Annotated in this window: 14 protein-coding genes; 8 read left to right on the forward strand and 6 right to left on the reverse strand. The window is 52.7% G+C overall.

The window, feature by feature from the left end:
• Nucleotides 1-99 precede the first annotated feature (99 nt).
• Entirely contained in the window at nucleotides 100-1,452 is a 1,353-nt protein-coding gene (locus R5268_RS03420) for an APC family permease (protein WP_317418671.1), read from the forward strand.
• 27 nt (nucleotides 1,453-1,479) lie between these two features.
• Nucleotides 1,480-3,207, forward strand: coding sequence for an amidohydrolase (locus tag R5268_RS03425; protein WP_317418670.1), 1,728 nt, complete (start codon nucleotides 1,480-1,482; stop codon nucleotides 3,205-3,207).
• A gap of 49 nt (nucleotides 3,208-3,256) precedes the next feature.
• On the opposite strand, the gene R5268_RS03430 is transcribed toward R5268_RS03425, so the two are convergent.
• A complete protein-coding gene (locus R5268_RS03430; protein ID WP_317418669.1) occupies nucleotides 3,257-3,718 on the reverse strand; it encodes a GNAT family N-acetyltransferase in 462 nt (153 codons plus the stop codon).
• A gap of 12 nt (nucleotides 3,719-3,730) precedes the next feature.
• Entirely contained in the window at nucleotides 3,731-4,306 is a 576-nt protein-coding gene (locus tag R5268_RS03435; protein WP_052926207.1) for a TIGR00730 family Rossman fold protein, read from the reverse strand.
• A 248-nt stretch (nucleotides 4,307-4,554) separates the two neighbouring features.
• On the opposite strand from R5268_RS03435, the gene rhtA reads away from it, so the two are divergent.
• The 3 genes from rhtA (at nucleotide 4,555) to R5268_RS03450 (ending at nucleotide 7,154) form a co-directional block, all read left to right on the forward strand.
• Nucleotides 4,555-5,454, forward strand: coding sequence for a threonine/homoserine exporter RhtA (gene rhtA, locus R5268_RS03440; protein ID WP_107678160.1), 900 nt, complete (start codon nucleotides 4,555-4,557; stop codon nucleotides 5,452-5,454).
• A gap of 157 nt (nucleotides 5,455-5,611) precedes the next feature.
• Entirely contained in the window at nucleotides 5,612-6,115 is a 504-nt protein-coding gene (dps, locus tag R5268_RS03445; protein ID WP_218455236.1) for a DNA starvation/stationary phase protection protein Dps, read from the forward strand.
• 334 nt (nucleotides 6,116-6,449) lie between these two features.
• On the forward strand, nucleotides 6,450-7,154 hold the full coding sequence (locus tag R5268_RS03450) for a molecular chaperone (RefSeq protein WP_317418668.1): 705 nt from the start codon (nucleotides 6,450-6,452) through the stop codon (nucleotides 7,152-7,154).
• A 16-nt stretch (nucleotides 7,155-7,170) separates the two neighbouring features.
• Here R5268_RS03450 and dinG read toward each other — a convergent pair whose 3' ends face one another.
• Nucleotides 7,171-9,279 carry an ATP-dependent DNA helicase DinG gene (dinG, locus tag R5268_RS03455; RefSeq protein ID WP_182104842.1) on the reverse strand — a complete coding sequence of 703 codons (2,109 nt, stop codon included), beginning with the start codon at nucleotides 9,277-9,279 and terminating at the stop codon, nucleotides 7,171-7,173.
• Nucleotides 9,280-9,465: 186 nt separating this feature from the next.
• Between dinG and R5268_RS03460 the strand changes: the two genes are divergently transcribed.
• Nucleotides 9,466-9,615: a hypothetical protein gene (locus R5268_RS03460; protein WP_004235712.1), complete on the forward strand. Its 150-nt coding sequence runs from the start codon at nucleotides 9,466-9,468 to the stop codon at nucleotides 9,613-9,615.
• Between the two features lie 31 nt (nucleotides 9,616-9,646).
• Nucleotides 9,647-10,486 (forward strand): 3-mercaptopyruvate sulfurtransferase, encoded by an 840-nt coding sequence (sseA, locus tag R5268_RS03465; RefSeq protein WP_317418667.1) that lies wholly within the window; start codon nucleotides 9,647-9,649, stop codon nucleotides 10,484-10,486.
• Between the two features lie 55 nt (nucleotides 10,487-10,541).
• Here the strand turns inward: sseA and R5268_RS03470 are convergent, their stop codons facing one another.
• The 3 genes from R5268_RS03470 to rhlE all read right to left on the reverse strand — a co-directional run bounded on the left by R5268_RS03470 (nucleotide 10,542) and on the right by rhlE (nucleotide 13,178).
• A complete protein-coding gene (locus R5268_RS03470; RefSeq protein WP_317418666.1) occupies nucleotides 10,542-10,790 on the reverse strand; it encodes a GlsB/YeaQ/YmgE family stress response membrane protein in 249 nt (82 codons plus the stop codon).
• Between the two features lie 84 nt (nucleotides 10,791-10,874).
• Nucleotides 10,875-11,819 carry a tRNA dihydrouridine(16) synthase DusC gene (gene dusC / locus R5268_RS03475; protein ID WP_317418665.1) on the reverse strand — a complete coding sequence of 315 codons (945 nt, stop codon included), beginning with the start codon at nucleotides 11,817-11,819 and terminating at the stop codon, nucleotides 10,875-10,877.
• Nucleotides 11,820-11,831: 12 nt separating this feature from the next.
• Nucleotides 11,832-13,178 (reverse strand): ATP-dependent RNA helicase RhlE, encoded by a 1,347-nt coding sequence (gene rhlE / locus R5268_RS03480; protein ID WP_107678152.1) that lies wholly within the window; start codon nucleotides 13,176-13,178, stop codon nucleotides 11,832-11,834.
• Nucleotides 13,179-13,392: 214 nt separating this feature from the next.
• On the opposite strand from rhlE, the gene cecR reads away from it, so the two are divergent.
• A complete protein-coding gene (gene cecR, locus R5268_RS03485) occupies nucleotides 13,393-14,079 on the forward strand; it encodes a transcriptional regulator CecR (RefSeq protein ID WP_317418664.1) in 687 nt (228 codons plus the stop codon).
• Nucleotides 14,080-14,093 lie beyond the last annotated feature (14 nt).

Genomic DNA, 14,093 nt, shown 5'->3' on the forward strand with positions numbered 1-14,093 from the left:
ATGCAGACTGACCGTCACCTGCTGACGGCCGGAAAATAAGTGCTGTGCCGGGACGCCATGTCCGCGGCATGTTTCAGGCTATTGGGAAGGGCTGTAAAAATGCAACAGAATACTGTGCAGATGAAACGCGTATTAAATACCCCCGCGTTGGTTTTCTTCGGGCTCGCCTATATGGTGCCCCTTGGTATCTTCACGACTTACGGACAGGTCACCGTCCTCAGTGAAGGTCATTTACCGGTTGCTTATATTATTACTCTGACAGCCGTCCTGTTTACCGCACTCAGCTATTGTAAAATGACCAGCACACTGCCGCTGGCCGGCTCTGCATATTCTTATGTCCAGAAAATCTTCGGCGGAAATACCGGGTTTCTGGTCGGCTGGGCGCAATTGCTGGATTATCTGTTTCTGCCGATTATCAACTATATCGCCATCGGTATTTTTGTGCATGAAGCCCTGCCGTCGGTGCCGATGGAGCTGATTATTGTCTCCGCGATTGTGATTGTTTCCCTGCTGAATATTCTCGGGATCAAACTGGTCACGTCGATGAATATGCTGATTATTGTGATGCAGCTGATCTTTATCGCGCTGTTCCTGTACTTCAGCTTCAGTTCGGCGTTCACCCTGGATAAAGAGGCGCTGCTCGCCCCGCTGACGGTGATGTCTGATCAGGTATCAGGGCTGTTTGCCGGTGCTGCGGTTCTGTGTCTCGCGTTCCTCGGGTTTGATGCCATTTCCACCATGGCGGAAGAGACCAAAGATGCCAAACGCGCGCTGCCGAAAGCGATTCTCTATACCGTGTTTATCGCCGGTACGTTGTTTATCATTATCTCTTATGGTGCACATCTGAGCTATCCGGCGTGGCGTGATTTCCTGCCGAACACCGATATCGCCAGTATTCAGGTGATGGAAAAAGTCGGCGGCGCGCTGATGGCATCCTCCTTTATTACGGCTTATGTGATCGGCGTGTTTGCCTCCGCGATGACATCCCAGGCCAGTATTGTGCGGATTTTCTATGCCATGGGCCGTGAAGGGGTGCTGCCGCGCTCTGTGTTTGCCCGTCTGCATGCCCGGTTCAACACCCCGGTGCTGTCGATCCTGTTTGTCGCCCTTGCCTCTCTGATGGCACTGGTGCTCTCCCTGAGCCTGGTGGCGTCCATGATAAGCTTCGGCGCACTGATTGCATTTACCTTTGTAAACCTGTGTGTTATCAAACACTTTATTATTGACCGGAAGGAACCGCTGACAGCTGCCGTGATCCTGCGCTGTCTGGTGGTACCGGCGATCGGGGTTCTGCTGACCCTGTGGCTGTGGACCAGTCTGGATGCTCAGGCACTGACTGTCGGCCTGATCTGGCTGGGGATCGGTGTGGTATACCTCGGTGTGATCACCCGGTTCTTTACCCGCCGTCCGCCGTCAATCACGGAAGAAGAAACTCACTTAATTATCAATTAACTCTGTTGATGAGGACTGGAGAGCATAATGAAAATGACTGCCGCTGATATTATTTATCACAACGGTTACATCTATACTGCGGATGCGGAAAACCGCGTCGCCGGAGCCATCGCCATTGCTGACGGCCGTATTCTTGCCTGTGGTGATAATGATGACATGGCAGCATTCCGTGGTGAGCATACACAGTTTATCGATCTCGACGGCAAAATGATGATGCCGGGAATTATTGACGGTCATATGCACCCGTTCTGGGGCGGTATTCAGCTGTTCGGCTGCCATCTGAATTATGAATCCCTGACCATTGATGAGATCCTCGCCCGCGTACAGGCGCATCTGGATAACGATCCGCGTACCGGCGAAAACGACTGGCTGAAAGTCACCGCCTGGCTGCGTCAGGGGATGTTACCGGCCGGTATTGATATGTACCGCGAAGATATGGACAAACTCAATACCCGCCGCCCTGTCGTGCTGTTCTCCAATGACTGCCATACACTGCTCGCCAACAGCCGTGCGCTGGAACTGTTCGGGATCACCAAAGAGACCCCGGCACCGAGTGACGGTAAAATCGGCAAACACGCTGACGGTGAACTGAACGGTATTCTCGAGGATGCCCCGGCCATGCGTGCGGCTGACAGCATTCCGTCCATTCAGGCCGACCGCGCGCCGGATGTTGCGCGCCTGGTACAAAAAGTCCTCAATGAACAGGGCGTCACCATGGTGATGGATGCCCGCGTGGCAGAATTGCAGCTGGATGCGTTCCGTACATTGCAGGAACAGGGTGAACTGACACTGCGTATTCAGGCTGCCCGTGAAATCACCCCGGATGATGCGCCGGATGTGGCCTCTGTTCCGCAGGCCGTAAAAAACGCGGTTGCCTTTGCAGAGCGCTATCATCAGCCGGAATGGGGCCCTGAGCCGGGCATTGCGGTGAAAAACATTAAAATGTTTGTCGATGGTGTACTTCAGTTCCCGACAATGACTGCTTCCCTGCTGAAACCGTACCGCATCAATCACGGTACTCCGGCACAACCGGACTGGCGTGAGACAGATAACTACGGCGATCTCTACTTCACCTCAGACGTGATTGATGCTTTGCTCGAACGTATTGCAGCGGCCGGGTATGATCCGCATCTGCACACCGTCGGAGAAGGCGCGGTTGATATGGTGCTCAACGGTATCGAAAAAATGCGTGCCGCACATCCGGGGAAAGATATCCGTCCGGGACTGGCTCACAATGAGCTGGTGGATGCCAAAGATTATGCGCGCTTCGCCAGACTCGGCACCATCGCCTGCCTCTCTTTCCAGTGGGCGGCACCGACTGCGGAACTGGCGGAATTCACCCGTAATATGATCGGTGAAACCCGCTATCAGCAGCTGGAACCTATCGCCAAGTTTATTGATGCCGGGGCGGTGGTTGCGTTCGGCAGTGACTGGCCGATTGATGATTTTGATGAATGGTATGATCTGAAAGTGGCGGCCACCCGCCGTGGTCATCCGGTTAACGGCCAGCCTGCACAGCGTCTGGATACTGACCGCGACCTGACTATCACGGAAGTGCTGCGTGCCGCTACTATCGATTCTGCTTATGCCCAGCACCGGGAAGATATTCTCGGCTCACTGGAACCGGGCAAACTGGCGGATATGATTGTGCTGGATCGCAATGTGTTTCAGATCCCTGCGGATGATATCGCCAATGTGAAAGTGCTGCGCACGATTGTCGGCGGTAAAACCGTTCATCTGACCAACTGCCCGTAACCGGCAGTCTGAAAAACAGAAACCTCATCCATGATGAGGTTTTTTTATCTCAGTGCTTAATTGCCAGCGTGTGGATCACCGGCTGATAACCTTCACGCTCATATAACCGCAGCGCACCGGTGTTTTCCGGCAGTACCGATAACTCCAGATGTGTATGTCCCTGCTCTTTTGACCAGGTTTTGACAGCATCCAGCAGTTTTTTACCGGTGCCCTGCCCGCGTACTGCCGGATCAACCACAATATCAAAGATATAACCGAAACGGCGCGGCACCACGCAGGTGTAAGGTGAGGTATCCTGTGTCTGTGCAAAGGCAAACCCGGCGATACCGTCTTCCGTTTCCGCGACCAGCAGACAAAATCTCTCATCCGCAACGGCATTTTCGATAAATCCGCGATCCTGCTCCGCCGGACGCCAGCGATCGGGCTGATATTCCGCCATCAGAACAAATAACTGCTGATAAAGCTCAGCAATGCGATCAGTGTCATTCAGTGTTGCGGGGCGGATTATCATGGTGTTCTCCTGTTAATCGTAGGTTTTGACCGCCGGCGCCTCATAGTCACGGAAACGGCGGATAAGTGCGTTACCGTCAGTTTCGGTGATCGCCATATGACGGTATTTTTCCTGCATAAACTGTTCATCGGTCATTTTATTGATCAGTGACAGCAGCGGATCATAATAGTTATTGATGTTCATCAGCCCGACCGGCTTCTGATGCAGCCCGATCTGGCTCCAGGTAAAGACTTCCGCAAACTCTTCCAGAGTGCCGAAGCCGCCCGGCAGCGCGACAAATCCGTCTGCCAGTTCAATCATTTTGCTTTTGCGTTCATGCATGGTGCTGACACGGTGAAGTTCAGTCAGATTTTTATGGGCAATTTCACGCCCCTCCAGCAAGGCCGGGATCACACCGATAGCCTGTCCACCCTCACGCAGCACGGTATCCGCCACCGTTCCCATGATCCCCACACTGGCTCCGCCGTAAACCAGGGTAATCCCCTGCTCAACCAAAACCCGGGCAAATTTCACGGCTTCATGACGGTAAATCTCTGATGCACCCGCTGCTGACCCGCAATAGACTGCTATTCGTTTAATATCCCGCATATTTGCCCTGTCCTTATCGTGATGAATTGAAAAACCGGGAGCCAGTATACGCAAGCGGTCTGAAGATAGCACTCGTCAGATTTTGCTATGTTATCCCGCAACCTCTGCCGGCGGATTAATATCCTCTTAAATCAGTAATTGCTATCCGTCATCAGCCCCGCTAAGATTGCATAACGAGTTCTGCCTTTTGCATGTAATTCCACATAACTGATTGTTTCACCGCATTTTTATTGCTCCCGAGGTTCTTAATGTCCGCGTCTCCCCGCCAGCAAAATGGTTCTCCGTGGTTACCGATCGGCTTATTGCTGTTGTCGATGATCTCTATTCAGAGCGGTGCCTCACTGGCGAAAACCCTGTTCCCGGTTATCGGCGCGCCGGGGGTGACCGCCCTGCGTCTGCTGCTGGGTACGGCTATTCTGCTGGTGATTTTTAAGCCCTGGCGGCTGCGTTTTACCCGTGCATCACTGCTGCCGGTGCTGGGATACGGTCTGTCTCTCGGGGTGATGAACTATCTGTTCTATCTGGCACTGACCACCATCCCGCTCGGGATCGCGGTGGCACTGGAATTTACCGGACCACTGGCTGTGGCCATGTTCGGTGCACGGAAAATAACGGATTATCTCTGGATTATTCTGGTGATCGCCGGTCTGGCCTTTTTGCTGCCGCTCGGTGAGCAGATCGGGGATCTTGAGCAACTGGACCCGATCGGGATGCTGTATGCCCTGGGTGCCGGTGCGGGCTGGGCGCTCTATATTATTTTCGGCCAGCGGGCCGGGCGCTTTTACGGCGCAGCCACAGTGTCCGTCGGCTCGCTTATCGCCGCGCTGATTTTCTTCCCTGTCGGGGCATATCACAGTGATCTGAGTGTGATGTTCAGCTGGGCGGTACTGCCGGTTGGTGTGGCAGTGGCAATCTTATCAACCGCCTTTCCGTATTCGCTGGAGATGGTGGCACTGACCCGCCTGCCGACACGGACATTCGGCATCCTGATGAGTCTGGAGCCGGTCATTGGTGCAATGGTCGGGATTATTTTCCTGCATGAGCATCTGTCATTCGCACAATGGCTGGCGCTGAGCTGCATTGTGGTAGCCTCCATGGGCGCGGCTCTGACCATCAAACCGAAGTCAAAAATCAAATCTGTTGAGTAATCACCTGCCATACTGAAACCGGCCTTGTGCCGGTTTGCCTATCGATTCTATAGATTTAATCGAATTTAACTATTATCTGCGCTGCCCTATAGTAACCCCATCGAAACAGAAATGTTTAACTGAATAATGTTTAACGGAATAAATAAGGGGAACAATAATGAGCACCGCAAAATTAGTGAAAACCACCGCTTCTCACTTAGTGTACACCCGTAACGATGTTACTGATGATATTAAACAAGAAACCATTGATGAACTGAATCATCAGGTTCTGCAGTTTATCGACCTGTCTCTGATGACCAAACAGGCGCACTGGAATCTGCGCGGCCGCAACTTCATTGCCATACATGAAATGCTGGACGGCTTCCGCGACAGCCTGAACAGCCACCTCGATACCTTTGCCGAACGCGCTGTTCAGCTCGGTGGTGTGGCACTCGGCACCTCACAGGCTATCAGTAAGGCCACCGCTTTACCGGCTTATCCGACCGATATCCACAGCGTGCAGGATCACCTGAAAGCACTGGCCGACCGTTATGCCATCGTCGCCAACGATATCCGCCGTGCCGTCAGCCGTGCTGAGGATGAAAATACCGCAGACATGTTTACTGCCGCCTCCCGCGACCTCGACCAGTACCTGTGGTTTATCGAAGCCAATATCGAATAATGATCAGAAATACAGCACCGTAACCGGCGGGTTGCGGGCTGAAATAGACATCTCATGTGTGAGTATGTGTCGTAAAAAATAAAAACAGTAAGACCTTGTGAGTCAATCCTACCCTTTATACCGCCTCCGGGCGGTATTTTTTTGCTTTTTATTCTGTGGTATCAGTGGTATTCCATAATACGCTATAAGCCGAAGAAATACGTATTTCAAAAACAGAAAAAAACCATAAAATTAAATGAGATAAGAGGAATACGTTAACACGTAATTATAGCAGATGATTATCTAAGTAATAATACCTGCTTATATATTCCTTTGGGCATAGCGGGGAAATAAAATGAAATTACATCTGTTATTGATCGTGTATTTTATCAGTGCCTTTTCTTTCGCTGACGGTGTCAGTCCGGACAGCACACGGTATATTTATCCGGAAGATGCACATAATATTACGGCCCTGATAAGTAATGAATCCGCCAATGCGGCATTTGTTCAGTACTGGCTTGACCCCGGTGATTCTGAAGAGCTGACCGCAAAATTACCTGTCACACCGTTTGAGCTGACACCGCCGATCTCGCGTATTAATCCCGGCTCAAGTCAGACACTGCGCATCCGGCTGATGGATAAAAGCACAATACCGGCCGACAGAGAAAGTCTGTGGTGGCTGAATGTTCTGGATATTCCGCCGGTCAGTAAAACGCCTTCAGCGGAAGCAAAAGATTCCGTGCAACTGGCCGTTCGTTCCCGGTTTAAAATGTTTTACCGTCCCGCCGGGTTAAGTGACAGAAATACCGCCACTCAGCAGGTTACATTTCAGTCCGGCAGTCATTCAATCCTGATAAATAATAATTCGCCGTATCACATTACCATTACGGAAATAACGCTGGCGGATAAAAAACAAATACTGCATAAATCCTTTATGCTGCAACCGAAAAGCCGTTCAGAAATCGCGGTAAAAAGAGCGGTTAAACGCGGTGACCGGCTGATTATCAGCAATATCAATGATTATGGCGGTAATGTGACCTTTACCGCCACAGCAGAATAACCGTTATTTGTTTATATTATTTTTCCGGTTCAATATCCGGACGCACAATCGGAAACACCGGTAATGCATTAAGCAGCCTGCTGCCGTACCGTTTGGTCAGCAGGCGCTGGTCATAAATCACCACATCACCGTGACACTGATGACTGCGGATCAGCCGTCCGACCTGCTGGATCAGGGTAAATGACGCGCCCGGCAGGCTCTGGACTTCAAACGGATAACGGTTCAGGGATTTCAGCCAGTCGTTTTCCGTGATAATCACCGGGTTAGTGACCGGCGGAAACGCGATTTTATGGATATGAACCTGCGTCAGGTAATCACCTTTCAGATCAAGCCCCTCCGCAAAAGAGTGAAGACCAATCAGCACACTGGTCTGCCCGTCCCGTATCCGCTGACAGTGGGTTTCCACCAGCCGGTAACGGGGCTGATCGCCCTGTACCAGCAGTTGCAGCCGCAAGTCCGTCACATGGGTAAGAAAAAGATCCATCGCCCGCTGACTGTTAAACAGCACCAGCATACCGCGGTGTTCACCGGATGCCAGCTGTGAGCGGAAGTAACGCGCCATTTCACTGATATGCGCGGCTTCATCCGCCGGCGTCGGCTCATAATGCATTTTCGGGATCACCAGACGCCCCTGGCGGCAGTGATCAAACGGGGAACCGAGTGCCACAAAGCGGTCATCCGCCTTTTCACTCAGTCCGGTCATTTCCTGTAACCGGCTGAAACTGTTGAGTGAACGCAGTGTCGCTGAGGTCACCACGATATTCGGCACATTGCGCCATAACAGATGCCCGAGCTGTTCGCTGACGCGGATACCCGCGCAGTGGAACCAGAGGTGAGACTGATTCTTTTCATAGCGGCGGCTGAGCCATTTTGAAACCGGCGCGTGTGAGATTTCAGAGAGCGCCGCCAGACGCCACAGTTTAGCGCTGCTTTCCAGTGCGCCGAGAAATTTACCGGCGGTGAGGATAGCCTTGTGCAGCCGGACAATATCCTGTTTTGCTGTCTGTTCGTTCAGGTCACTGAGAATCCCCTCCACCATGCTGTGCAGGGCATCTGTCTGTTTTGACAGCTGCTGAGCAGCTGCGGTCAGCGGTTCCGGCAGTTCCCCAAGCGGAAACAGATAGTGCGGATCTGCTGCCTGCTCCGGCAGCAGCGCCTGTGTATACATTGCCACATCACGGTACACGTCCGACATCGCTTCCAGATGTTTTTGCAGACGCGCGCTGTCCGCCAGTTTCGGTGGTTTTACCGGACGAAACTGTTGCAGATACTGCGTGACAAAGCGGGAAAGGTTATCCAGTTGTGCCTGAAGTGATACCAGGGTGATATCCCCCTCCACTTCCAGGGAGTCACGGGCCACATCGGCAATATGGTGCCCCTCATCCAGCACCAGCAGCAGTTTTTTGCTTTCCGGCAGAACAGATTCATTTTCCATTGCCGCCATCACCAGCGCATGGTTGGCAACCACCACATCCACACTTTCAATTTCACGCCGCGCCAGGAAAAACGGACAACGCGAGTAGTACTGGCAGTTGCGGCCGAGGCAGCTGAGTTTGTCGGTGCTGATTTTACGCCATAGGCTGTCCGGAATAGATGTTTTATGGTGGTCGCGCAGGCCGTCCCAGCCGAAAGAGGTAAAATCATTCTGCAGCTGCCGCACCGTGTCACGTTCAGACGCTGTTGCCACATCCGCTTTATCTTCCAGCAGCAGCATCAGATCTATCTGTTCGCCTTCTGCCGCACCGATCACCGCCATATTGCGCGGACAGACATAGCGCCCGCGCCCGAATGCGCCGGTAAAACGCAGATCAGGGATAATTTTTGCCAGCAGCGGCAGATCTTTGCTGTAGATCTGATCCTGTAATGCGACGTTAGCGGTGCTGATCACCAGCAGTTTTTGCTGCTCACGCGCCACGGCAATCCCGGGGATCAGATAAGAGAGGGTTTTCCCCACCCCGGTCGGAGCTTCAATCACCAGATGCCGTCCCTCATCCCCCGCCATGGTCCGGGCGACTTCCGCAATCATCTCCCGCTGCGGTGCGCGCGGAACAAAGCCGTCAATCTGCTCCGGCAGGGCTTTGTACCAGGCGCTGATTTGTTGTTTGACGGTGGCGGAAAGGGGCATCAGAAAAACCTATGGATAAATAAACAGGGCGCTATTGTTTCACACTACAGAAAAAAAATCAGCATGTCCGGGCCGTTACCGCTCATTTTCTGCATACGGTTCTTTCAATAGTTTGTTACAATTAATCAACATCACTCCGGATTTATCCGGCAGACAGGCTATATCAGATAAGATCAGAATACATCTATGAAGAAATTATTGATTATTTTCATTTTTATTTTTGCTTTCGGCTCTCTCGGCGGCGTTTTTCTTGCCGGAATGAACATGTATAATCGTTCGGTTGCCCCTGAGACTCCATCCACGGCGCAGGAAACGACCACCGGAGAAACCCGGTAATACTCTGCGTCCTGCTAACGAGGTTATTGCGATGTACCGAGACTATTTTGTGACAGCAGACTGGCTGCACACGCACCTGAATGATGAAAATCTTGTCGTGCTCGATGTCAGCAAAGCACCACCCGTTCAGCCCGCAGATTGCCGTCAGTTGTGGCTTGAGCGCCATATTCCCGGCGCACACTATTTTGATCAGGATAAAGTCGCTGATCGCGCCTCCCCGCTGCCGCATATGCTGCCGTCACCGGAAGTATTCGCGCAGGCCGCCGGTGAGCTGGGGATTGATAATGACACCATGGTGATTATTTATGATCAGGGTAACCTGTTCTCCGCCCCGCGTGCCTGGTGGACACTGAAAACCTTCGGTGTGAAAAATCTGTGTATTTTACAGGGCGGACTGCACGCCTGGATCAATGCCGGTTATAACACCGAAAGTGGTGAGATCCCGCTGCCGCAGGCAAAAACGTTTGTTCCTGAGTTTCAGCGCCATAATGCCGTGAATAAAGATGATGTGCTGCTGGCGATTACCGACCCGGAAATTCAGATTGTTGATGCCCGTTCTGCCGACCGTTTTCAGGCACTGGCTCCGGACCCGCGTCCCGGCGTGCGTTCCGGCCATATTCCGGGCAGTTGCAATGTGCCGTGGAATACACTGGTGGAAAACGGGATCTTCAAATCCCCGACACAGATTCAGCAATTGTTCCGTGATGCGGGTGTGGATTTAAGCAAATACCTTGTGGTGTCCTGCGGCTCCGGCATGACCGCTGCGGTGCTGCTGCTGGCGCTGACACTTACCGGCCATCAGAATGTCCGTCTGTATGACGGTTCATGGGCGGAATGGGGCGGTTCAGATACCCTGCCGATCGAACCATAAAAAAATGCCGGAGCACATCAGTGACTCCGGCATTTTTTTATCTGTTATATGGCTGTCAGCCCGTAAACTTCCCGGCAAGAAACAGCACAACCATCGCACCGATAACGGCCACAACAAAACTACCGAAATTAAACCCGTCAACCCGGCCTTTGCCGAAGAAAACACTGATATATCCCCCGACAACAGCACCGACGACCCCTAATATAATGGTCATAATAAATCCGATACTATAGGTTCCGGGCATAATCCACTTCGCCAGCACACCTGCAATCAAACCAAAAATAATCCAGGAAAGAAAATTCATTACTGCCTCCTGCTGTATTAACGGGTTAAGAAAAAATCCGGTTCACCTGTCAATTAAAGTGTCATATGACAAAAAAAGCAAATTTTATGCGCTCTGAGCCCGGGCAATCGCCTGTGCAATCGATGAGGAATCTTTCAGCGGACGGATAACAGCAAAGAGCTCATCCGCTTCCTGCGGATACGCTTTATGCAGATAACTGAACCACTGTTTGATACGTGCCACATGATACAGCCCGGTATCACCCTGTTTTTCCAGCTGCGTATAACGGTGCAGTAATGCCACAACATCCGGCCACGGCATAAAAGGCGCATCGTGTTTGACCACACGGCTCAGGTTGGGCACATTGAGCGCCCCGCGTCCGAGCATCACCGCATCACATCCGGTGACCGCCAGACATTGCAGAGCACTCTGCCGGTCGCGGATCTCACCGTTGGCAATCACCGGAATGGGCAGCCGGTGACGGATAGCGGCAATCGCCGGCCAGTCAATCAGATCCGCGCGATAGCCCGCCTCTTTGGTGCGCCCGTGTACAGTGATCTCGGTCGCCCCGCCCTGTGCCACCGCATCAGCGATTTCAAACTGATGGGCATTGCTGCTCCAGCCGAGCCGCACTTTCACAGATACCGGCAGATGCGCGGGAACCGCCTCACGGATAGCTTTGGTACCCTGATAAATCAGTTCCGGGTCTTTCAGCAGAGTCGCCCCGCCGCCGCTGCCGTTCACGGTTTTGGACGGACAGCCGCAGTTGAGATCCACCCCGTGCGAGCCGAGTTCTGCCGCCCGCGCGGCATTTTCTGCCAGCCACTGCGGGAACTGCCCCAGCAGCTGAACCCGCACCGGTGTTCCGGATTCAGTCAGGCCGCCGTGTTCCAGCTCCGGGCAGAGACGGAAAAACAGTTTCTCCGGCAGCAGCATATCCACCACACGGACAAACTCGGTAATACAGAGATCATAATCATTCACCGCCGTCAGCAGATGGCGGACAAGGGGGTCAAGGACCCCCTGCATCGGTGCTAAAAGGACACGCATGAGCCGGTACCGTTATTTACCCCGGTTACCCCACGGGCTGCCGGAGTCGCTGTTACCGGAACGCGGTTTGTGCTGGCGCGGACGCGGCGGACGTTTGTCGCCGCCACCGCTGTTACTGCGGCCTTCAGTGCTGCGTCCCTGTCCGCCCTGACGTCCGCCGCCGGAACGGCCGTTACCGCCGCGGCCCTGCTTCGCTTTCTGGATAGGTTCGGCTTTGATAGACGGGTCCGGATCGTAGCCCGGTTCAGCCATCCGTTCGATTTGCTTTTTCAGCAGTTTTTCGATGTCGCGTAATAAATCATGCTCATCGACACATACCAGTGATAATGCCAGGCCGGTAGCCTCCGCACGCCCGGTACGGCCGATACGGTGAACGTAATCTTCCGCCACATTCGGCAGTTCATAGTTCACGACATACGGCAGCTGTTCGATATCCAGGCCGCGTGCCGCGATATCTGTCGCGACCAGTGCGCGGATCGCTCCGCTTTTGAAATCTGCCAGTGCACGGGTACGTGCGCCCTGGGATTTGTTACCGTGAATAGCCGCCGCTTTAATGCCGCTGCCGTTGAGGAATTCCGCCAGACGGTTGGCACCGTGTTTGGTGCGGGTGAAAATCAGTACCTGCTCCCAGTTATCACGGCCAATCAGGTGTGCCAGCAGTTCGGCTTTACGTTTTTTATCCACCAGATGCACAAACTGCGTGATCTGCTGTGAGGCACTGTTGCGCGGGGAAACTTCCACCGTCACCGGATTATTCAGGATGGTATTCGCCAGTGATTTGATGCCGGTGGAGAATGTCGCGGAAAACAGCAGATTCTGACGTTTTACCGGTAATTTTTTGATAACACGGCGGATATCATGGATAAAGCCCATATCCAGCATGCGGTCAGCTTCATCCAGCACCAGAATTTCAACTTTGGATAAATCCACCGCATTCTGATGTTCCAGATCCAGCAGACGCCCCGGGGTGGCAATCAGGATATCCACGCCGCTGCGCAGTTTCATCATCTGCGGATTGATACTCACCCCGCCGAAGACAACCAGAGAGCGGGTACGCAGGTGACGGCTGTACTCACGGACGTTTTCGCCGATCTGTGCTGCCAGTTCGCGGGTCGGGGACAGGATCAGCGCGCGTACCGGACGCCCGCCGCCTTTGCGCGGATTATCCTGTAAATATTGCAGGATAGGTAAGGTAAAACCGGCGGTTTTTCCTGTACCGGTTTGTGCGCTGGCTAATAAGTCATGTCCGGCAAGCACCTGAGGAATGGCCTGCATCTGAATCGGGGTCGGCTGCTCGTAGCCCATCTCTGCGACGGCCTTCTGAATTTCCGGGCATAATGGTAATGATGAAAAACTCATGAATTGTTAAGACTCCGCCCCGGTCTGTTGTCTGCGGGGCCTGCTGATAATTGAATGTCGAAAATTAATCCGTCACTCCGGAAGAAATATCGATAAAATACGTCTGTGATCAATCCGTTGCTTACTGCTCATTTACAACAGATACTGATGAGCATACAGTTAATCATATGATTGATCTCTCGTTTATGCCGACACACCTATAAGGATATACGCCATGTCAGTCAATACGACTAATACGCCGCGAGGCGAACAAGCCAAACTCGCTTTACTGGAAGCCGCTATTGAGATTTTCGGACTGAACGGCCCAAATAGTGCCACTACTCGCCAGATTGCACAACGTGCGGATCAAAATATCGCAGCTATTGCTTATTATTTCGGCTCAAAAGACGGGTTGTATCTGGCCGTGGCACAGCATATTGCCGACATTATCCGTGATGAATTCCGTCCTGTCATTGAAGAAATTGATTTGTTTCTGGCAAACGGTACGGACGGGCAGGATGAATCCCGCTGTTTGCAGCTGATTGAGCTGAGTTTTCTCGCCTATAATGAACTGGTACTGAAGAAGGGCAATATTAATATCAGCCGGATTATGTCACGTGAACAGTTAATTCCGACCAAAGCCTACACGCTTATCCACGAACAGGCGCTGTCAGCGATTTTTACCCGTCAGGCCAGGTTAGTTGCCCGCTATACCGGGCTGCCGGACGGTCATATCAATACCCTTATCCATACGCACGCCCTGATGGGTGAAATATTGTCTTTCCGTCTGGCACGGGAAAATCTGCTGCGCCAGACCGGCTGGGACAATATCGGTCCGAAAGAGTATGACATGATCAATAATGTGCTGCGTGAACATATCCGCCTGCTGCTCAGCGGATTACAGCAGCATTACCGGAACTGATACACCACTGTCTC

The sequence above is a fragment of the Morganella sp. BCCO 40_0007 genome, assembly GCF_032989665.1.
Classification (GTDB): Bacteria; Pseudomonadota; Gammaproteobacteria; order Enterobacterales; family Enterobacteriaceae; genus Morganella; species Morganella sibonii.

What these genes read in the sequence shown, in the direction of transcription:
- R5268_RS03420 (WP_317418671.1), top strand. Translation starts at nt 100, where the DNA reads ATGCAACAGAATACTGTGCAGATGAAACGCGTATTAAATACCCCCGCG.
- R5268_RS03425 (WP_317418670.1), top strand. Translation starts at nt 1,480, where the DNA reads ATGAAAATGACTGCCGCTGATATTATTTATCACAACGGTTACATCTAT.
- R5268_RS03430 (WP_317418669.1), bottom strand. Translation starts at nt 3,718, where the DNA reads ATGATAATCCGCCCCGCAACACTGAATGACACTGATCGCATTGCTGAG.
- R5268_RS03435 (WP_052926207.1), bottom strand. Translation starts at nt 4,306, where the DNA reads ATGCGGGATATTAAACGAATAGCAGTCTATTGCGGGTCAGCAGCGGGT.
- rhtA (WP_107678160.1), top strand. Translation starts at nt 4,555, where the DNA reads ATGTCCGCGTCTCCCCGCCAGCAAAATGGTTCTCCGTGGTTACCGATC.
- dps (WP_218455236.1), top strand. Translation starts at nt 5,612, where the DNA reads ATGAGCACCGCAAAATTAGTGAAAACCACCGCTTCTCACTTAGTGTAC.
- R5268_RS03450 (WP_317418668.1), top strand. Translation starts at nt 6,450, where the DNA reads ATGAAATTACATCTGTTATTGATCGTGTATTTTATCAGTGCCTTTTCT.
- dinG (WP_182104842.1), bottom strand. Translation starts at nt 9,279, where the DNA reads ATGCCCCTTTCCGCCACCGTCAAACAACAAATCAGCGCCTGGTACAAA.
- R5268_RS03460 (WP_004235712.1), top strand. Translation starts at nt 9,466, where the DNA reads ATGAAGAAATTATTGATTATTTTCATTTTTATTTTTGCTTTCGGCTCT.
- sseA (WP_317418667.1), top strand. Translation starts at nt 9,647, where the DNA reads ATGTACCGAGACTATTTTGTGACAGCAGACTGGCTGCACACGCACCTG.
- R5268_RS03470 (WP_317418666.1), bottom strand. Translation starts at nt 10,790, where the DNA reads ATGAATTTTCTTTCCTGGATTATTTTTGGTTTGATTGCAGGTGTGCTG.
- dusC (WP_317418665.1), bottom strand. Translation starts at nt 11,819, where the DNA reads ATGCGTGTCCTTTTAGCACCGATGCAGGGGGTCCTTGACCCCCTTGTC.
- rhlE (WP_107678152.1), bottom strand. Translation starts at nt 13,178, where the DNA reads ATGAGTTTTTCATCATTACCATTATGCCCGGAAATTCAGAAGGCCGTC.
- cecR (WP_317418664.1), top strand. Translation starts at nt 13,393, where the DNA reads ATGTCAGTCAATACGACTAATACGCCGCGAGGCGAACAAGCCAAACTC.